This window comes from Streptomyces sp. CAU 1734 (genome assembly GCF_039888735.1).
In the GTDB taxonomy this organism is placed as follows: domain Bacteria; phylum Actinomycetota; class Actinomycetes; order Streptomycetales; family Streptomycetaceae; genus Streptomyces.
Genome location: NZ_JBDQQP010000004.1, coordinates 153,062 through 172,100, shown reverse-complemented (window position 1 = coordinate 172,100; position 19,039 = coordinate 153,062). Strand labels below are relative to the sequence as shown.

The following is a 19,039-nucleotide window of genomic DNA, read 5'->3' as shown; positions in this document are numbered from 1 at the left end:
CCTGTGCTGTGACCACAGGTGCTGATGGTGCGTAATCGGCCTGAACTTGCCCATGGGGCAATCTTTACATGGACCCGTCAAGGCGCCCACCATTCGATTGCCCATGTGAACACCCCCCACCCACAGGAGAGTTCATGGCGAGAAGTACCCGGGTGCGGCGCGGAATCCCCGCCGCCCTGACCGCCGTGCTCATGGCCCTGCCCCTCATCGCCGGCACCACCCCGGCCCAGGCGTTACCCCCGCCCGACACCACCGGATCCGGCGCCTCCTCCCCGTACCGGATGAAGACCGACGCCAGGGTCGCCGCGCGGCTCGACGCCCTCGGCGCCGGGCGCGACGGCGGCAAGGGGGTGACCTTCTGGGTCACCCTCACCGGCGAGGCGAACACCTCGGAGGCCCGCGCCCAGCGCGCCAAGGCCGGCAAGGCGCGCATGCTCCACAAGATCAAACGCGCCCACGCCCGCAAGACCCAGGCCCCGCTCACCGCCCTGCTGAGGAACGCCGGCGCACCGTACGAGTCATTCTGGATCGCGAACACCGTCAAGGTCACCGGTGACAAGGCGCTCGCACAGCGGATCGCCGCCCGCCCCGAGGTCGCCGCCCTCGAAGCGGACGACTCCTTCCGCCACACCGACCCGCCGAAGCAGGGCCGCGCGCCGAAGGCGGCCACGGGCACCGTCGAATGGAACATCGACCGGATCGGCGCACCGAAGGTGTGGTCCCAATTCGGGGTACGGGGCGAGGGCGCCGTCGTCGCGACCATCCAGGCCGGGGTGGACCACACCCACCCCGACCTCAGCGACTCCTACCGGGGGCGCAAGGCCGACGGCACCCACGACCACGCCTACAACTGGTACGACGCGACCGGCGTCTGCACCGGCGGCGAACCCTGCGACAACACCGGCGCCGGCACCCTCCAGACGGGCATCATGACCGGCGGCAACAGCTCCGGCAGCGCGATCGGCGCCGCTCCCGGAGCCAAGTGGATCGCGGCCAAGGGATGCGCCACCGACCGCTGCTACCGGGACGAGCTGCTGCGCGCGGCACAGTGGCTGGCCGCCCCCACCGACCCGTCCGGCGCCAACCCGCGCCCGGACCTCGCCCCCGACGTGGTGAACAACGCCTGGAGCGGCACCCTCGCGTACAGCCCCTGGTTCAAGACGGTCATCCAGTCCTGGCGGGACGCGGGCATCTTCCCGTCGTTCGACTCGGGCAACACCGGCGGCTGCTCCGGGAGTACGCAGCCGGGCGCGTACAGCGACGCCTACTCCACCGGAGGCTTCGACCGGAACAACATCGTCACCTTCTACTCCGGCAGGGGCAACGGCGAGAACGGCGCGATCAAGCCCGACATCACGGCTCCCGGCGTCGACATCCGCTCGGCGTTCCCCGGCGGCGGCCACTGGGTCCACTCCGGCACCCAGCCGGCGTCGGCGCACACCGCAGCCGCCGTCGCACTGATCTACTCGGCCGCCCCCTCCCTGCGCGGAAACGTCACCGAGACGGAGAAGCTGCTCGGCCGCACCGCCATCGACACGGACGACACCCGCTGCGGCGGCACCGCCACCCGCAACAACTCCTACGGCGAGGGCCGTCTCGACGTCCACGCGGCCGTCGCCGCCGCTCCCCGGGGCCCCCTCGGCACGGGCACCGGCACGGTCGCCTCCGCCGCCGGCCCGATCGCCGGCGCGACCCTGGACTTCACCGGCGCCATGAAGGCGCAGGCCGTGACCGACGCCTCGGGCACCTGGACCGCGCCCCGGCTGATGACCGGCGACTACACCGTGACCGCGACCGCCTTCGGCCATGTCACCGCCACCGCGAGCCTGACCGTCACCGAGAACGGCACCACCGTACGGAACTTCACCCTCGCCCCGGCACCGGCCGGACGCCTCACCGGAAAGGTCACCGGCAACGCGGGCGGCGAGGCGGGCGCCACCGTCACCGTCCGGGGCGCCGCTCTGACCACCACATCGGCGGCCGACGGCAGCTACACGCTCCCGCTGCCCGCCGGCGCGTACGAACTCCTCGTCACCCCGGCGCACGGCTGCGCCGAGACCACCGCGATCAGGGCGGACGTGGCCGCCTCGGGCCCCTCGGGCACGGGCACCGTCAAGAACCTCGCACTCCGCCCCCGCACCGACGGCCGGGGCACCACCTGCTCCGTCGCCCAGGGCGAGCCCTTCCCGCAAGGCGTCAACAGGCTCCAGATGAAGGGCAGCAACCCTCCGCGCGCGGAGATCGATCTGCCGTTCCCCGTCTCGCTGTACGGGGTCCCGACCCGCAAGCTGCACGCGCTCTCCGAGGGAATGCTCGCCTTCACCCAGCAGGGCATCAGCATCGGCAACAACCTGCTGCCCCACCCCGGTGACCCGAGCGCCACGCTGTACCCCTTCTGGGACTCGCTGACCGTGGCCCACTGGTCCGACGTGTACTGGTCGACCACCGGCACCGCCCCGCACCGCAAGGTCACCGTCGAGTGGCGCAACCTCGTCCTGACCGGGGTGACGCCGGAACAGCGGATCACCTTCGCGGCCGTGGTCGGCGAGGACGGCTCCTACTCCTTCCACTACAAGGACATCGGCGCCACCGCCGCCGAGAAGGGCGCATCGGCGACGGTCGGGGTCGAGGACCACGAGAGCGCTCACGCCCTGGTCCACTCCTTCAACAAGCCCGTCCTGCGCGACGGAATGAGCATCCACTTCCGCCCAGCGCCGGCGCCCGCCACGGCACCGCTCCGCTGACCGCCCGGGTACCCGCCGACGGCCGGCGGGTACCCGGTGGCGGGGCGCGAACGGAGCACGCGGGCGGCGGCGCGATTCCACCTCCGGCGCATTGCTCGCAGTGACAGCCGTGCCTACACTCCGTATCGACTGCACCGCCGGCAGACCCGAGTGGAGACAGATCATGGCCCGAGCCTGGGAAGCAGACCCCGCCGCGTTATTCGAGCGGCGGCTGGGAAAGTCCGCCGGGGAACTGGGGAACTCCGACGGTCATGACGACTGCCCCGACATCTGGCGGCTCAGCAACGGCGACATCGCGGTGATCGGCCGGGACCTGACCGGTGCCTATGCTTCCCGCCTCCCGGACGGTGTCTCCCTCGGTGCGGATGAGCGGCTGGTCGTCATCCCGGGGAACATGCTCAGCGCCGCCAAAGGAGATATCCCGGATGTCTGACCTCCGTGCCCCCTGTCTTCCGCTGGCCCAGGGATCGAGGCTCACCCGGCCTGTCTACAAGCAGGACTTCCGGCAGCGCTACGCGCAGATCTCCCAGCGGGACTCCTGGAAGCTGGAACGGCTCCAGCACTTCGAGGAGGAGGGCAGTGCGAGCAGGGACGCGCTGCGCGCCGGCGAGTGGAAGGAGGCGCTCCGGCTCCTTGAGGAGGATCGGGAGGGCCTGCTCGCGGCGGCCCGGGAGGATGAGCTCATGGGCACCGTCTTCCACCGCGTCCGGGTGGTCGAGAAGCCCTTCACCCCCTACCTCCAGTGGGAGCTGCATTCCCTGCGCCAACAGGCCGAGTGCGGTACGCGAGTCCGGGTCGTCCGCGCCGGCGCGGTCGCCGGTTCCGAGGGGGCCGGCCCGCTGCCGGAGGTGGTCGTCCTCGGCGGGCACACCCTCTACCGCGTCCTCTACACCGAATCGGGTGCCTGCAGCGGAGCCATTCGCTACACCGACCCCGATGTCGTCGGCTCGTGGGAGTACTACATCTCCGAGCTGTTCCGGGCCGGTGAGGACATGGAGCAGTACTTCGAACGCGAGGTGGCACCCCTCCCGCCGCCGAGCTTGACCACGAAGTAGACGACCAGCGGCTCGACAGCGGTCCTGCCCGGCCGCCCGCCGCCACCGGCAGGAGGCGCTGGGTCTCCTGCCGGGCGGGCACGACGGGGGCGAGGGCGACCCGCGGGCGGAGGCCGTGCGGGGGCGGCTCGCCCGGGGGTGCTGATCTAGAGGTAGAGGTAGTACGGGGTGTGGTTGAGCATCGCGGCCGGGGTGATGGTGTTCCACGGCGGCATGGGCTCATGGAGGCTCACCACACCCGGCGTGGCGGCGGTGGGGACATACGACCGGAACGGATGGCGCCACTGCCAGTCCGACCACAGTTTGTCGACGAAACAGTGATGCATCCAGAACACCGGGTCGTTCGGTGACACGGGCTGTTCCATGTGGCCGCCCACCCAGCGGTGCACCCGGTTGTGGATGTCGGCCCCCACAAAGCCCTCCAGGTGGTTGCGGAAGCCCGGGGCGGTGATGTCCCAGGGCGCCGCGTCATAGGTGTCGATGCCGAGTACGTGCCGCACCTCCGCCCGGGTGGGCAGGGTGCTCATCGTCGTGGTCATGGAGCGGCGCAGGAAGGGAGCGTCGTCGTACTGGACGGTGATGGTCCAGTCGCCGGTGGAGTGGGCGAAGGGGCCGTCCATCACCTGGCCGTCCGACGCGCGGCCGTTGCCGCCCATGAAGTCGGGTGCCCACAGGGAGGCGGTGGGGGTGCGGTCCCGGGTCCAGTCCCAGTACGGGAGGGACACCCGCGGGTTCACCGACTGGAGCGCCCGCTCGAAGTCCAGCAGGTACTTGCGGTGCCAGGGCAGAGCCGAGGGGGCGCCGTGGCCCACCCGGAGCGGGTTGGTCATGTCGGAGAGGAAGATGTCGCGGTGGGCGGTGATGAAGGGGTCGTACTCTCCTCTGCGCTTGAGCTCCAGAATGGCTTCGACGAACGCCGTCCGCTGGGCGGGCGTGAGGTGAGCCTGGTTTCTCCGAATGGTCATGGCGGCTGCTCCCGGGCTCAGGCGGCGTGGTGGAAGGGGACGAGGGCGGCGCCCTTGAGTGAGGTCACGGCGGCGCGGGCGGTCGCGCGCGGGTCCGGGAAGCCCTGGTAGTGGTTGATCACGCTGGTCCAGGTGTTGTTCCGCAGCCGCATCACATGGAGTTCGCGGCCGTCGACGAGGACGCGGTAGCCCGTGCCGTGGTGCGCGTGCGCCCCGGCCGGAGCGCCGGCCGGGAAGCCCTGGATCCGGCGGCCCCCGAATATCTCGTCGAAGGCCGCGGCCTCGCCGGGAGACGCGGCGCCGTTGTCCTCGGGCGTCCTCTCCTTCGCCGAGGGGGTGTGCGCGGACGCGGTGGCGACCCCGGCCACGGCCAGTCCCGCGGCGGCGGCGGTGATGGCGCCCATGGTCTGGCGTCGGGTGAGTTCGGACATGACGGAGAAACCTCCTGATACACGGCTGGAAGCGGTCACACATGCTGTTGTGGACCGCGTGCGCCATGCGTACAGGCCGGCTTCGGGACCGCCGGGAATCCGCTCCGGTGATGGGTCGTCATATGGACAGCCGGCCGCGTCCGGAGTCGGGCCGGTTCTTCGGTGCCGGCCGGGGGATGGCCTCGCCCGGATGAAGAATCTGCGGCCGGCCGGCCCTCTTCGCGGGTGATTTCCCGTGGCGGCGCGGACCGCCGGATCCTGCGCACACGGAAACGGAGTCCGGAACTCGTTCCCCCAGTTCAGCGCGGCTTTAGCGACGGGCCCGGCCCGGGGCCGAGGGGAGTCGTGTAAACGTGTCAGTACTCCCACCCGGGGCCGGGCCGCCGCCGGAAGACGGATCGCGGCGATCGCGGCGGCGGCCCGGCTGCTCCGTCCCTCTAGGTGTAGACGTAGAAACGGGTGTGGTCGAGCATCGCGGCCGGGGTCACGTTGTTCCACGGCGCCATCGGCTGGTGCAGTGAGACCACCCCGGTCGTGCCCGACGCGGGCAGATAGGACTGCTGCGGGTGGCGGCGCTGCCAGTCCGCCCAGAGCTTGTCCACGAAACAGTGGTGCAGCCAGAAGACCGGATCATTGGGCGAGACGGTCTGCTGCATCTGCCCGCCGACCCAGTTGTGCACCTTGTTGTGCATGCCCGGACCGTCCCCGCCCTCCAGGAAATTGCGGAAGCCCGGGGCGGTGAAGTCCCATGGCGCCGCGTCGTACGGGGTGATGGCGAGAACGGAGTTCAGCTCCGCCCGGGTCGGCAGGGCCATGCCCGGCGGCTCCATGGAACGTTTCAGGAAGGGCGCGGTGTCGTCCTGGACAGTGATCGGCCAGTTGCCGGTGGAGTGGGCGAACGGGCCGGTCATCACCTTGCCGTCCGAAGCGCGGCCGTCACCGCCGAGGAAGTTGGCCGCCCAGATGGAGGAGGCGGGGGTGCGGTCCCTGGTCCAGTCCCAGTAGGGGATCGACACATCGGGGTTGATCGACTGGAGCGCCCGCTCGAAGTCGATCAGATACTGGCGGTGCCAGGGCAGGAACGACGGCGACCCGTGCCCCTGGCGTATCGGGCCCGTCATGTCGGCGTGGAAGATCTCGCGGTGGGCCGTGACGAAAGGGTCGTACCGGCCCCTGCGCTTGAGCTCCACGACGGCGTTGACGAAGGCTCTCTTCTCGGCGGTGGTGAGGTTCGCCTGGTTCTTCCGTACGGTCATGGCTGCTGCTCCCGGTTCAGGCGGTGGGGGTGTAGGGGACGAGGGCGGCGCCCTTGAGTGAGGTCACGGCGGCGCGGGCGGCGGTGTGCGGGTCGGGGAAGGTCTGGTAGTGGTTGATCACGCTGGTCCAGGTGTTGTTCCGCAGCCGCATCACATGGAGTTCGCGGCCGTCGATGAGCACGTGGAATCCCGCGCCGTGGTGCGCGTGCGCCCCGGCCTTGCCGGCGGCCGGGAAGCCCTGGATCCTGCGGCCCTCGAAGACCTCGTCGAAGGGCGCCGGCCCGTCCGTATGGGTGCGCGGGGGGCGGGTGGCCGCGGCTGCCCCGCCGGCCCTGCCGTTCGTACCGCCGGTCTTCTCCGGTGTGGCATTGGCCGAGGCGGTGGCCACGCCGGCCACGGCCAGTCCCGCGGCGGCGCCGGCGATGGTCCCCACGACCTGTCGTCTGTTGAGTTTGGACATGACAGAGAAACCCCCTGATACATGGCTGGAGGCGGTCACACGGTGTGTTCCGACCGCTTTCGCCATGCCTACCGGGAGGTCGGGAGCGGGTGGAAGGAGCGATTTTTTGGTTGATCGCCAACCGGACATATCGCAATTGGACAGCTCAGGCCGGAACCTTTCGCTCCTTCGATGTGCCCGGACGCGCGAGGGCGCCGGTGTGAAGAATCGGCGGGATCCTCCCTTGTCCCGCGCAAAACTTTCGCCACAGGGCCACCTGTCGTGTCCACGTTCACACAGGCAACGTGTCCGGAACTCGGGCTCCCACTTGGCCCGGGGCCAAGCCCCTGACCGTCGGGGTGTCCGGAATTTGGCCGTGGTTGACATCCAGGCCGGTTTTTACCGCCGGGGTCCATGCGGAGGATGAGTGGTGCGTGAAGCCGGCAGTGCGGAAACCCCCGGCCGCGCCACCCGTACATCTGATGGAAGGCACCCCTCCGTGTTCACTCTGAAGTCTGCGCGCCGCCAAGCCGCCCGTGCCGCCGCCGTGGTCCTGGCCGGCGCGGCGTGCGCCACCATGACCACCGGAACCGCCGGTGCGATCATCAACGGGGAGGACTCCAGCGGGCGTTACTCCTTCATGGCGTCCTATCCGGTGACCGCGGTCGAGGACCCGACGATCAAGGGCATCTGCGGGGCGTCCCTGATCCACCCCCAGTGGGTGCTGACGGCTGCCCACTGCATCGACCCGAAGATCACGAAGCCGGACGGCACGATCCGTATCGGCAGCGAGCACCGGACATCCGGCGGCACGGTCCGCACCATCGACAAGATGGTGATCCACCGGGCGTACGCGCAGGGTCAGCCGAACCGGAACGATGTCGCCCTGATGCGCCTGGACCGCCCGGTCACCCAGAAGCCCATCCGTATCGCCGATGAGCCCGGCCGCCCCGGGACCCACACCCGTCTCCTGGGCTTCGGCACCGTCGACCTCACCAAGTGGGACTTCCCGAACCGTCTCCAGCAGCTCGAAACCCGCGTCGGCGCCACGAGCGAGTGCGCCCCCGGCTGGGCCGGGAAGACCCGGATCTGCACCGTCACCCGGGTGCCGGACGCGATGGCGTGCAACGGCGACTCCGGCGGTCCGCAGATCCAGCGCGGCAAGGGCGGCCGGTGGGAACTCATCGGTGTCACCTCGGGCCCCGGCGCCCCGTCCCCCAGCTGTATCGAGGGCCCGGGGCTGTACAGCAACGCCTCCGCGTACGAGGGCTGGATCGAGAAGACCATCACCAAGCGCGGCTGATCCGGGGCCGGGCTGACCGGCCGCCCGAAAAGCGGTGTGCTCCTCCCCGCGAGAGCCGGGGAGGAGCACACCGTTCGCGCCTGGCTTCCGAGCGGTCAGCGGCTGGTCACAAAGCCCACGAACCGGGTCCATGCCGTCATGGGCACGAGAAGGGCGGGGCCCTGGCTGTTCTTGGAGTCGCGGACGGCCACCCGGGGGGCGAGGTCCGCGATCTCAACGCAGTTGTTGCCGGTACCGCCGCTGTAGGACGACTTGAACCATGCTATTCGGGTGGTCGGGGTGTGAATATTGATGGCTCTACTGCTCTCTGGCTAGTTCCGATACGAATTCAATGGATTCCTCGACCCCGAGAGCCACCCCCGCCATCGCGTTGAACCGGCGCTCGAACCGTTCCACTTCTCGGGGCTTGTCCGATGTGGAGATCGCACCCCAGCCGTTGTCGACCTGTACACGGGACGGCAGATCGCCGAGAGCCAGGATGGTGAAGTCGGTGATCGACCGGTATCCGCGCCTGAAGGGGATGACCTGTATCGACACCTGGTCCTCGCGCGCCAGCCGGATGATCTCCTCGTACTGTTCGCGCATCACATCCGGCTCACCGACCGGATTCTGAAGTGCGGCCTCTCCGATGATGACCCGCAGCCGGGCGGGATCCTCCCGGTTCAGCACCCTGCGCTTGCGCTCCATCCGGAGCTCCACATTGCGCTTGATGAACTCGCCGGTCGTGTCCTCGACCGGGCGTTCCATCTCGAAGATCGCCTTCGCGTACGCCTCGGTCTGCACCAGGCCGTAGACAACCGTGGGATGGTACGCGGTGATCGCACTGGCCTCCGCCTCCAAGCCCACATAGTGCGGCATCCCCGTCGGCATGAAGCTGCGGTACCGCGTCATCCAGTCTTCGTTCGGCGCCTCCCGGTTCAGCTCCACGAGCTGTTCCACCAGCGCCGGATCGGTCACCCCGTACCGCTTCAACAGTGTCCGCAGATTTCCGACGTTCCGGCGGAAGTTCAGCTCGCCCAGCTCGATCCGGGCCAGCGTCGGTTCCGAGATGTCGCGGAGTCCGCGGACCGCCTCCCTGCGGGTCATGCCCTTGCTCCGGTCCTCTTCGACCGACGGGCAGTTCTCCCGCAACCGGCGGAGCTGAATTCCTAATTCGAGACGCCTTCCGGTCGCCCCGCGCTTCGCTGCCATGGTGTGCACCCTCCCAGTGCCTTTGCGCATCCTCGGTATCCCCCTGCGCACGGACCTGCATCCCCTGCGCAGCCGCGTGAACTCGCCACGCACATCGGCGCATAGTCCAATTCGGGGGCCACGGCGGTTTTTCACAGACGATTGGTTGCCAGCCATTCCGCCTATCCGTCACGGTAGTTGAGCAAAGGCGAGCAAGGGCCGCAATGGAAGATCTCATCGCCCTTCGAACGGCTGTGCGCCGCACTCGCGCTCCCACCCCCACTCCGTGCGGAGGACTGATCCGTGCCGATCAGCGCCACACGCCGGGACACGCGCACCGTGCACCACACCGGCACCCTCACCTTTGACCCACCCCGCACCCCGGGCGGCTTCGAGGTGATCTTGCTCCGGGCCGGGAGGCCCGGTGAGCCGCTGCCCGGCGCCGACCGGGCGGATGCGGCGGCTCGGGCGGACGCACATTCGGCTCCGGGGACTCGAAGTCCGCATCGAAACCGCTGAGTTGCTCATCTTCGAGCTGGTAACGAATGGCTTCGAACACGGTCACGGGCGGAACGTCATCGTCCGGTTGACCCGTGCCGACCCTCCCATCCGGATCCACGTCGCCGGCGGCCCCGGACCGGCCGCCGGCCCCGTACCCCGTATCGCCGGACCCGACGAGGAATCCGGGCGCGGGCCCCATCTCGTCTCCGCGCTCGCCGAAATGTCGCCGGAACCGCCGTCCTCCGGGGCGGCAGGGGCGGAGACACCCGCGTCAACGGCTCGGAGGGCGGCAACGGCGGACGGGGCAACCACGGCTCCCTCGCCGTCGTCGGCGTGGGCAGCACCTCCACCGGCGGCGACGGCGGCGACGGTGCCGGCTCGATCCCCGGCGGCAATGGCGGACGGGGCAATGACGGAACCATCGTCGGCCTGGTCGCCGTGACCGACGGCTCCCCCGGTTCCTGAGCCTGAAGTGACACCCGGTCGCCACCATGAAGGGGGACGGGCCCATTCCGCGGAAGCCGCCGCGGAATGGGCCCGTCCCCTCGTCGTGCTAGTGGGCCCAGAGCTCGTAGGCGTTGCCGTTGAAGCTGCACCACCAGAGCGGGCCCCAGACGGGCAGGCCCTGCCTGCCCGCGGCCTCGCAGCTCGCGAGGTTGACGTAGTAGCCGTGGACGTAGAAGGGGGAGGCGGCCGACACGGGCGCGGCGGTGGGAGTTCCGGAGGGGGCGGCGGCGGTCGCGGAGGCGGTGCCGAGAGTGAGGGCGGCGGCCGCCAGGGCGGCTCCGAGTGCGATTCCGGTGCGTCTGAACATGTGGAACTCCCTTGTGAAGAGGGGTACATGAACGGAACGTACGTAGGCGAGAGCCGCCCGGCCGACGACCCAGGAGCAATGTAGTGAGGCCCCCGAAAGGGGAACAAGGGGTCTACACCATTACAACCGGTCGGTAACCGGACCGGTCGGGGCGTCAGCGCCCGGCGCGGGAGCGGATCCGTTTCACCGCGTCCCGGGCGAAGGTGGCCGCGCCGAAGGAGGCGAAGGCCGCGTACAGATAGTCGCCGGTGATCACGAGGTCGACGGCCAGGACGCTGATCAGCGCCGCCGCCGTCGTCTCCGCGCCGACCTTCCAGTGGTGGGCCGAGGGGACGGGGCTCCTGCGTGAGACGTCCGCGCGCCGTGATTCCGCAACGGGGGCGGGGGTGGCGCCGGCGGGGCGCGGTTCGCCGTACCAGCGCCACTCGGTGAGGCGGGGGCGGCCCGGGAGGTCCGCGCGGCCGGTGCACCACAGGAGGGTGGTCCAGCGGTCGGTGCCGGCCGGGGCGTCGGGGAGGAGACGGTGCAGTACGCGGTCACAGAGATCGGGGTCCGGATCCCAGGCGAGGCCCAGGCCCTCGGCGATGTCATGGGTGTGGACCAGGGTTTCCAGTACGCCCATGGCGGCGAAGCCCTCGGGGTCGGAGGCGCCGAAGCCGTGGTGGGCGCGGACCGTCGCGGGCTTGGTGCGCACGATGGCGGTGAGCAGGGCGCCGGCCGACTCGATGACCTGGAGCAGGCCCGGCACACCGGCTTCCCGGTCGGCGAAGACCGCGTTGGCCGGCCCGCCCGGGCGCTGCCGCGCGAAGGCGAACGGGACCAGCGTGTCCAGCGGCGGTTCCGCCGGTCCCAGCTGGGCGGCGTAGGCGAAGAGATCGTCGGCGAGATGCTCGGCCGTCTCCCGGCAGTCCCACTCCAGGGAGCCCGCCGCGACGCTCCAGTCCAGCGCCTCGCCCGCGCGCAGGGCGGTGACCGCGAGGCGGACGGCGTACTCGACGTCCGACGCGGTGACGGTCCGGTCCCGGACGCCCGGTGCGCGCTCTGTTTCAGCCATGCCGGGACGGTATCAACGCTTGTTCGAGCCGGGGAACAGACATCCGTTCGCTCACTCGGTGCGCGGGCCCGGCTCCCGTTCCGATCCCAGGTCCGGGGTGGGGTCCAGATAGACGCGGCGGATGGACGGGAAGCGCTCGCGCAGCTGTTCCTCGGCCTCCTCGCAGGCCCATTCGATCTGCCGGGCGCTGGAGGCGTCGCGGAAGTCGACCTTCGCCGCGATCAGGATCTCGCGCGGGCCCTGGATCAGGGTGGTCAGCTCCAGTACGGCCACGATGTGCGGGACGGTCAGGATCTCCTCCACCACCGCCTCGCGCATCCGGCGCGGCAGCGGGCGGCCGATCAGCAGCTGGGCGTTGCTGCGGCCGAGCACCCAGGCCACGTACACCAGGAGCAGTCCGATCAGGACCGAGGCGACGCCGTCGTACACGCCCGAGCCGGTGAGCTGCCCGCCGAGGAGTCCGGCGGCGGCGAGGAGCAGTCCGGCGAGGGCCGCCGTGTCCTCCAGGACCACCGCTTTGACGGCCGTGTCCGGGGTGAGCCGCAGATAGTGGCCGACCGGCGTGGAGAGCCGGGCCGCCTCGGCGCGGGCCTGGCGGACCCCGGTCCGCAGGGACCAGCTCTCCAGCAGGAAGGCGATACCGAGGACGAGATAGGAGATCAGCGGATCGCCCGGTTCCTCCCCGTGGGTGAGGGTGTGGACGCCGTCGTACACGGCGAAGACACCGCCGCCGACGAAGGTCGCCACGGAGGCGAGCAGGGCCCAGATGTACCGCTCGGGGCCGTGGCCGAGCGGGTGGTCCTCGTCGGCGGGGCGGTCGCCGCGCTTGAGGGCGACCAGCAGCATCAGTTCGGTGACGGTGTCGGCGACCGAGTGGGCCGCCTCCGCCAGCATCGCGCTGGAGCCGCTGATCACTCCCGCGACCGCCTTCGCGACCGCGATACCGAGATTGGCGCAGGCGGCGACGAGCACGGTGAAGGTGCTCTCGGGGGGTTCGGCGTCCCCGTCCCGCCCGGCGGGTGGAATGTCCGTTTCGGTCATACGGGGACGGTAGGCGGGCCGGGGCCCGGGGGAGGGGCACCACGCTCGGGCCCGCAGGGCCGGCAAACCCGCCGGCCCCGCCGCGATCCGGGGGAGAGGCCCTACAGGCCCATGGACTTGGCGATGATCGACTTCATGACCTCGCTGGTGCCGCCGTAGATGCGGTTGACCCGGTTGTCCGCGTAGAGGCGGGCGATCGGGTACTCGTTCATGTAGCCGTAGCCGCCGTGCAGCTGAAGGCACTTGTCGATGACCCGGTGCGCCACCTCGGTGCAGAACAGCTTCGCCGACGCCGCCTCGGCGGCGGAGAGCTCTCCGGCGTCATGGGCCTCCAGCGCCCGGTCCACCACCGCCTCGGCCGCGTCGACCTCGGCCTTGCAGGCGGCCAGTTCGAACTTGGTGTTCTGGAACGAGGCGACCGACTGCCCGAAGACCGTGCGGTCCTGGACGTACGCCTGGGTGAACCGGATCGCGGCGGCGGACTGGGCGTACGCGCCGACGGCGATCGCCAGCCGCTCCTGCGGCAGATTCTGCCCGAGGTAGGAGAAGCCCTTGTGCTCCTCGCCGAGGAGATCCTCCGCCGGGACGCGGACATCGGTGAAGGAGAGTTCGGCGGTGTCCGAGGTGCGCAGACCGAGCTTGTCCAGCTTGCGGCCGACCGCGTACCCCTCCAGCCGGGTGTCCACGACGAAGAGCGAGATGCCGTGGCGGCGGTCCTCGGGGGTCGAGGGGGCCGTCCGGGCGCAGACGATCACCTTGTCGGCGTGGACGCCGCCGGTGATGAAGGTCTTGGAGCCGTTGAGGAGGTAGTGCGTGCCGTCGTCGGAGAGCCTGGCGGTGGTCTTCATGCCCGCGAGGTCGGAGCCGGTGCCGGGCTCGGTCATGGCGATCGCGTACATCGACGCGCCGGTGACGAAGTCGGGCAGCCACCGCTTCTTCTGGTCGCCGGTGGCGTACGCCATCAGATAGGGGAGGCAGAGCGCCACATGCACACCGGAGCCGCCGAACGAGACGCCCGCGCGGGTGGTCTCCTCGGTGATGACGGCCTGGAACTTGAACGACTCCTCGCCGGCACCGCCGTACTCCTCCGGCACCTCGATGCCGAAGACGCCCAGCTCACCGAGCTTGTAGTAGAAGTCGCGGGGGGCCTGGCCAGCCGCGTACCACTCGTCGTGGACGGGGACGACCTCGGCTTCGATGAAGGCGCGGATGGTCTCCCGGAACGCCTCGTGGTCCTCGTTGTACACGCTGCGGCGCACGAACGCCTCCTCTGGAGTCCAGCAGCCCGATGTGGCATATCTAAGCGCTTGCTCAGTTCTCTGATGAAGTTACCGGCTGGTTGGGCGGGCTGTCCAGGGTCGGCCGGGACCGGGTGTCACACCGGGTGCCGCACGCCGCACGCCGCACGCCGCGCGGGTCAGAGCAGGCGCAGCGCGAACCAGAGCTCCATCCGTACGTCCGCGTCGTCCAGGTCGTCCCCCAGCAGCGCCGCGCAGCGCGCGATGCGCTGGCGGACCGTGTTGCGGTGGATCTCCATCGCCGCCGCCGTGCGGTCCCAGCCGCCGTGCAGCGACAGCCAGACCCGCAGGGTCTCCAGCAGGGCGGGCGAGCCGGCCAGCGGGGCCAGCCGCAGCCGGGCGTGGGCCGCCGCGTCCTCGGGCGGGATCAGATCGGCGAGGCCGGCGGCGCTCCGGTGCCGGACCACCTCCCGGTGGGTGGCGAGCGCGCGTCGCAGGGCGCGGGCGGCGCGGATGTCCGCCGCCGGGAGGTCGGCGGTGCGGACGGGGTCGCTGACCCCGAGCGTCCACCCCGGCTGGGGGGCGGGTGAGGGCGCGTGGCGCGGTGGGGCGGGCTTCCGGGCCGGTGCGGGGAGCGCGGTCGCGTCCGGACTCCGGCCGTCCGGCGCCGGGGGCACGGTGGTGCCCGGCTCTCCGTCCGGTTCCGGGCGGGCCTCCGGCTTCCGGGCCGGTGCGACGGGAGGGGCCGCAGGAGGATTCCGCGCCTGCTCGGGCTCCGGGGAAGCGCCCATGCCCGGATTCCGGTCCGGGGCCGGGTACGGGGCCGGGGTCGTCTCCGGGTACGGACCCGGGAGCGCCTCCGGTTTCCGGTCGGGTGCCGGTGACGCCGAGGTGCCGGGCTCCCTCGCCGGTTCCGCCGAGGTCCCGGGCTCCCACGCCGGTGACGCCGAGGTGCCGGGCTCCCGCGCCGGTTCCGCCGAGGTCCCGGCTCCCCGGCCCCGTGCCGGTTCCGCCGGTGACGCCGAGGGTGCGAACCCCCGGCCCTGAGCCGGCCCGGCCGAGGGGAGCAGTACGCGTACGGTGCCGTCCGGGCCCGTACCGCCGCCGCCCGGGTCCACCAGCGCGCTGCCGAGCGCCGCGCCCAGCGCCGACGCGGCGAGCGGGCTCCCGTCGCCGCCGCGCGCGTGCACCACCGTCCACCACTCGGTGGACAGCGGCTCCGCCGCCTCCGGCGCGGGGGCGCCGAGGAGCAGCCGTACGAGCGCGGCGCTGCGGCCCGCGCCGTCCGGGCCCTGATGCGGGGCGGTGAGCAGGGAGAGCAGCACCGCCGCGACCCCGGCGACGGTGTGGTCGCCGGGCTCCCGGTCCGCGGTGGCCAGGCCGAGGACCGGTTTCCGGCCACTGCGGCCGGCGCCGAGGGCGTACGCGCTGAGGTGGACCCCGCCGGACGAATCGCTCGCCGACGCGGGGGCCGGCCAGGCCGGTTCCCCCGCCGGGGCACCCGCCGGGGCGGACTCCGCCCCGCCGTCGCGGACCACCCGGGCCAGCCGGGCCAGAGCGGCTCCGGCGGCCGCCGAGGGCGCGCGGCCCGCCGCCGACAGTTCCGTGCCGTCCGGGGAGAACAGCACCGCCCGGCCGCCCAGCCGGGCCGCCAGCTGTCCGAGCACCGCCGGAACCGGGTCGGGGCGGGCCGCCGCCGTCGCCAGACCCTGCTGGGCCCGGGTCACCCGGCGCAGCTCGCGGTGGCGGGCCCGCGCCATCAGCCGCCACACCGCCCGCGTCACCGCCGTGAAGGTGGTGCTCGGCGGGACCTCCAGCAGGGGCAGGCCGTGCCGCTCGCACGCGTCGATCAGCCCCGGCGGGACCGTGTCGTGCACCGGCGCCACCCCGAAACCCAGCGCCGCCGCGCCCGCCGCCACGACCCGGGAGACATAGGTGTTTGGGTCGTCCAGCAGCACCCCGGCGCTCAGCAGCAGCTCACCGCCGAGGAGATACGGATACGGGTCCGCCATCTCCGAGGTGTGCACCCACTGCACCATCACCCCCGCCGGGCCCGGCCCGGCGATCCGGCGCAGTCCCAGCTCCCCGAGTTCCAGCAGCGCGGCCAGCGGCACCGGCGGGGCGGGCGGCACGGCGCCGGGTGCGGTGTCGGGCATGGATGATCCATCCGTGGAAGTGGCCGGGAATGGAGGAAACGTACACTTCAGCGCTGCTTTTCGGCCACCTAGCGTCAGGGATCGGGATCACCGGGCCACGGGCCGCCGGCGGAGCGACGGGCCCACCTCCCGTCCTTTCCGGCTCACCAGCCTCTCTGGTTACAGTCGAATCGCACCGAAGCAAAGAAAAGAAGGCAATCGCATATGAGCAGCAACGAGCAGCCGCGCGGCCCGGTCGACTCCTCCCGCGTCCCCCGCTACGCCGGTCCCGCCACCTTCGCCCGGCTGCCCCGCCTCGACGAGGTCGGCCGCACCGATGTCGCCGTGGTCGGTGTGCCCTTCGACGCCGGTGTCTCCTACCGGCCCGGCGCCCGCTTCGGCGGCAACGCGATCCGTGAGGCGTCCCGGCTGCTGCGCCCCTACAACCCGGCCCAGGACGCCGCTCCCTTCGCGCTGGCCCAGGTCGCCGACGCGGGCGACATCGCCGCCAACCCCTTCAACATCAACGAGGCCGTGGAGACCATCGAGGCCGCCGCCGACGACCTGCTCTCCACCGGCGCCCGCCTGATGACCCTCGGCGGCGACCACACCATCGCCCTCCCGCTGCTCCGCTCGGTCGCGAAGAGGCACGGGCCCGTCGCCCTGCTCCACTTCGACGCCCACCTCGACACCTGGGACACCTACTTCGGCGCCGAGTACACCCACGGCACCCCCTTCCGCCGCGCCGTGGAGGAGGGCATCCTCGACACCTCCGCCCTCTCCCACGTCGGCATCAGGGGCCCGCTGTACGGCCGGGGCGACCTCACCGAGGACGAGAAGCTCGGCTTCGGCATCGTCACCTCCTCCGACGTCTACCGGCGCGGCGCCGACGAGATCGCCGACCAGCTGCGGCAGCGCATCGGGGACCGGCCGCTCTACATCTCCATCGACATCGACTGCCTCGACCCGGCCCACGCGCCCGGCACCGGCACCCCCGAGGCGGGCGGCATGACCTCCCGCGAGCTGCTGGAGATCCTGCGCGGCCTCGCCTCCTGCAACCTCGTCTCCGCCGATGTGGTGGAGGTCGCCCCCGCCTACGACCACGCCGAGATCACCTCGGTCGCCGCCTCGCACACCGCGTACGAGCTGACCACGATCATGTCCCGGCAGATCGCCGCCGCGAGGGACCTCGGGTGAGCCACGACCACGATGTGGTGCTCCGGCCGACCCCGGCCCAGACCGAGGCGGCGCTCGCCCCGCCGCCCGGCCGCAACGGCGGCGACCTCGTCGCCGAAACCCTCCAGGGCCTCGGCGCGACCACGGTCTTCGGTCTCCCCGGGCAGCATGCGCTGGGCGTGTTCGACGCCCTGCGCCGCTCCTCGCTGACCTATGTCGGACTGCGGGTCGAGAACAACGCCGGTTTCGCCGCCGACGCGTACGGCCGGATCACCGGCGAGGTCGCCCCGCTGCTGCTCTCCACCGGTCCCGGCGCGCTGATGTCGCTGGCCGCGCTCCAGGAGGCGGCGGCGGCCAGCGCGCCCGTGCTGGCCATCGCGTCCCAGATCCCCGCCGCCGGGCTCGGCGGCGGGCGCCACGGCTATCTGCACGAGCTCCGGGACCAGCCGGCGGCGGCCCGGTCGATCGTGAAGTCGGTGCACACCGCCCGTACCGCCTCGCAGATCCCGTCCGCCATCGCGGCGGCCTGGGAGTCGGCGCTGACCGCCCCGCACGGGCCGGTCTGGGTGGAGATCCCGCAGGACGTCCTGCTCGCCGAAACCCTGCTGCCGCAGGTCACCGCCGTGGACGCGACACCCGAAGAGCTGGTGCCGAGGCCCGAACTGACCGCCGTCGCCGCCCATCTGCTGGCCGGTGCCGAACGCCCGGCGATCATCGCGGGCGGCGGAGTGGTGCGTTCCGACGCCTCCGGGAAGCTGCGCGCGCTCGCCGAGCGGATCAGCGCACCGGTCGTCACCACCTTCGGCGGCAAGGGCGCCTTCCCCTGGGAGCACCCGCTCTCCCTCCAGTCCTGGCTGGAGGACCGCCACATCACCGACTTCCTGGAGGACGCCGATGTGCTGCTCGTCGTCGGCTCCGGACTCGGTGAACTCTCCTCGAACTACCACACCTTCGCCCCGCGCGGCCGGGTGATCCAGATCGAGGCGGACGCCGGGAAACTGGAGTCCAACCACGCTGGCATCGGTATCCACGCGGACGCCCGGATCGCCCTGTCCGCCCTGCTGGAGACCGTGGACCGGCGGCCGGACCCCGCCGCCCCCGACCGGGTGCGGACGGTGCTCGCCCGCGTGAGGGAGCGGATCGGCGCACAGGAACGCACCCTGGAACAGGGGATCCTGGACTCGGTGCGGCGGGCGCTGCCCGACGACTCGCCGAGCTTCTGGGACATGACGATCCTCGCCTACTGGGCCTGGTCCGCCTTCGACCCGAGGCGCCCCAACACCATGCACTCCGCACAGGGCGCCGGCGGTCTCGGCTACGGCTTCCCGGCCGCCATCGGCGCGGCGGCGGCCGACCCCACCCGGCCGGTGCTCGCCGTCTCCGGCGACGGCGGTGCCATGTACTCAATCGCGGAGCTCGCCACCGCCAAGCAGTACGGCGCGCCCGTGACCTGGCTCATCGTGGACGACGGCGGATACGGCATCCTCCGCGAGTACATGACGGACGCCTTCGGCGAGACGACCGGCACGGAGCTGACCGGGCCCGACTTCGTGGCGCTCGCCCACTCCTTCGGCGTCCCGGCGGTGCGGACCTCGCCCGGGAATCTGGAGGCCGACCTGGCGCGGGCACTGGCCGAACCGGGTCCCTCGGTGGTGGTCCTGCCCGCGCTGCTGAGGATGTTCGCGCCCACCCATCTCTGAGCCGGCCGGCGGGCGGG

Annotated in this window: 18 protein-coding genes; 7 read left to right on the top strand and 11 right to left on the bottom strand. The window is 71.6% G+C overall.

Features of this window, described 5'->3' with window-relative positions; all coding sequences use genetic code 11:
* Positions 1 to 134 precede the first annotated feature (134 nt).
* The 3 genes from AAFN69_RS09065 (at position 135) to AAFN69_RS09055 (ending at position 3,799) form a co-directional block, all read left to right on the top strand.
* Complete coding sequence (locus tag AAFN69_RS09065) at positions 135 to 2,744, top strand: S8 family serine peptidase (RefSeq protein ID WP_347727829.1); 2,610 nt, start codon at positions 135 to 137, stop codon at positions 2,742 to 2,744.
* Between the two features lie 163 nt (positions 2,745 to 2,907).
* Positions 2,908 to 3,177: a hypothetical protein gene (locus AAFN69_RS09060; RefSeq protein ID WP_347727828.1), complete on the top strand. Its 270-nt coding sequence runs from the start codon at positions 2,908 to 2,910 to the stop codon at positions 3,175 to 3,177.
* Positions 3,170 to 3,799 carry a DUF6879 family protein gene (locus AAFN69_RS09055; protein ID WP_347727827.1) on the top strand — a complete coding sequence of 210 codons (630 nt, stop codon included), beginning with the start codon at positions 3,170 to 3,172 and terminating at the stop codon, positions 3,797 to 3,799. The genes AAFN69_RS09060 and AAFN69_RS09055 overlap by 8 nt, the downstream gene beginning before the upstream one ends.
* 146 nt (positions 3,800 to 3,945) lie before the next feature.
* Here AAFN69_RS09055 and AAFN69_RS09050 read toward each other — a convergent pair whose 3' ends face one another.
* The 4 genes from AAFN69_RS09050 to AAFN69_RS09035 form a co-directional block, all read right to left on the bottom strand.
* Positions 3,946 to 4,764 carry a tyrosinase family protein gene (locus AAFN69_RS09050; RefSeq protein ID WP_347727826.1) on the bottom strand — a complete coding sequence of 273 codons (819 nt, stop codon included), beginning with the start codon at positions 4,762 to 4,764 and terminating at the stop codon, positions 3,946 to 3,948.
* A 17-nt stretch (positions 4,765 to 4,781) separates the two neighbouring features.
* Positions 4,782 to 5,195 (bottom strand): tyrosinase family oxidase copper chaperone, encoded by a 414-nt coding sequence (locus AAFN69_RS09045; protein WP_347727825.1) that lies wholly within the window; start codon positions 5,193 to 5,195, stop codon positions 4,782 to 4,784.
* 437 nt (positions 5,196 to 5,632) lie between these two features.
* The gene (locus AAFN69_RS09040; RefSeq protein WP_347727824.1) at positions 5,633 to 6,451 is read right to left on the bottom strand and encodes a tyrosinase family protein; all 819 of its coding nucleotides are present in this window, start codon (positions 6,449 to 6,451) and stop codon (positions 5,633 to 5,635) included.
* A 16-nt stretch (positions 6,452 to 6,467) separates the two neighbouring features.
* Entirely contained in the window at positions 6,468 to 6,911 is a 444-nt protein-coding gene (locus tag AAFN69_RS09035; RefSeq protein WP_347727823.1) for a tyrosinase family oxidase copper chaperone, read from the bottom strand.
* A gap of 478 nt (positions 6,912 to 7,389) precedes the next feature.
* Between AAFN69_RS09035 and AAFN69_RS09030 the strand changes: the two genes are divergently transcribed.
* Complete coding sequence (locus AAFN69_RS09030; RefSeq protein WP_347727822.1) at positions 7,390 to 8,193, top strand: serine protease; 804 nt, start codon at positions 7,390 to 7,392, stop codon at positions 8,191 to 8,193.
* 95 nt (positions 8,194 to 8,288) lie between these two features.
* Here AAFN69_RS09030 and AAFN69_RS09025 read toward each other — a convergent pair whose 3' ends face one another.
* A complete protein-coding gene (locus AAFN69_RS09025) occupies positions 8,289 to 8,459 on the bottom strand; it encodes a DUF397 domain-containing protein (protein WP_347728094.1) in 171 nt (56 codons plus the stop codon).
* Between the two features lie 31 nt (positions 8,460 to 8,490).
* Positions 8,491 to 9,384 (bottom strand): DUF5753 domain-containing protein, encoded by an 894-nt coding sequence (locus AAFN69_RS09020; RefSeq protein ID WP_347727821.1) that lies wholly within the window; start codon positions 9,382 to 9,384, stop codon positions 8,491 to 8,493.
* A gap of 813 nt (positions 9,385 to 10,197) precedes the next feature.
* Here AAFN69_RS09020 and AAFN69_RS09015 point away from each other — a divergent pair.
* Positions 10,198 to 10,329: a hypothetical protein gene (locus tag AAFN69_RS09015; protein ID WP_347727820.1), complete on the top strand. Its 132-nt coding sequence runs from the start codon at positions 10,198 to 10,200 to the stop codon at positions 10,327 to 10,329.
* Between the two features lie 88 nt (positions 10,330 to 10,417).
* On the opposite strand, the gene AAFN69_RS09010 is transcribed toward AAFN69_RS09015, so the two are convergent.
* From AAFN69_RS09010 to AAFN69_RS08990, 5 genes are all read right to left on the bottom strand, one after another.
* The gene (locus AAFN69_RS09010; RefSeq protein WP_347727819.1) at positions 10,418 to 10,678 is read right to left on the bottom strand and encodes a hypothetical protein; all 261 of its coding nucleotides are present in this window, start codon (positions 10,676 to 10,678) and stop codon (positions 10,418 to 10,420) included.
* A gap of 154 nt (positions 10,679 to 10,832) precedes the next feature.
* Entirely contained in the window at positions 10,833 to 11,732 is a 900-nt protein-coding gene (locus tag AAFN69_RS09005; RefSeq protein ID WP_347727818.1) for a hypothetical protein, read from the bottom strand.
* 51 nt (positions 11,733 to 11,783) lie between these two features.
* Complete coding sequence (locus AAFN69_RS09000) at positions 11,784 to 12,773, bottom strand: cation diffusion facilitator family transporter (protein WP_347727817.1); 990 nt, start codon at positions 12,771 to 12,773, stop codon at positions 11,784 to 11,786.
* A gap of 101 nt (positions 12,774 to 12,874) precedes the next feature.
* On the bottom strand, positions 12,875 to 14,032 hold the full coding sequence (locus AAFN69_RS08995) for an acyl-CoA dehydrogenase family protein (protein ID WP_347727816.1): 1,158 nt from the start codon (positions 14,030 to 14,032) through the stop codon (positions 12,875 to 12,877).
* Between the two features lie 158 nt (positions 14,033 to 14,190).
* Positions 14,191 to 16,167, bottom strand: a complete 1,977-nt coding sequence (locus tag AAFN69_RS08990) for a PucR family transcriptional regulator ligand-binding domain-containing protein (protein WP_347727815.1) — start codon at positions 16,165 to 16,167, stop codon at positions 14,191 to 14,193.
* 204 nt (positions 16,168 to 16,371) lie between these two features.
* On the opposite strand from AAFN69_RS08990, the gene speB reads away from it, so the two are divergent.
* Entirely contained in the window at positions 16,372 to 17,343 is a 972-nt protein-coding gene (gene speB / locus AAFN69_RS08985) for an agmatinase (RefSeq protein ID WP_347727814.1), read from the top strand.
* Positions 17,340 to 19,022 (top strand): thiamine pyrophosphate-binding protein, encoded by a 1,683-nt coding sequence (locus tag AAFN69_RS08980; RefSeq protein WP_347727813.1) that lies wholly within the window; start codon positions 17,340 to 17,342, stop codon positions 19,020 to 19,022. The genes speB and AAFN69_RS08980 overlap by 4 nt, the downstream gene beginning before the upstream one ends.
* Positions 19,023 to 19,039: the final 17 nt, after the last annotated feature.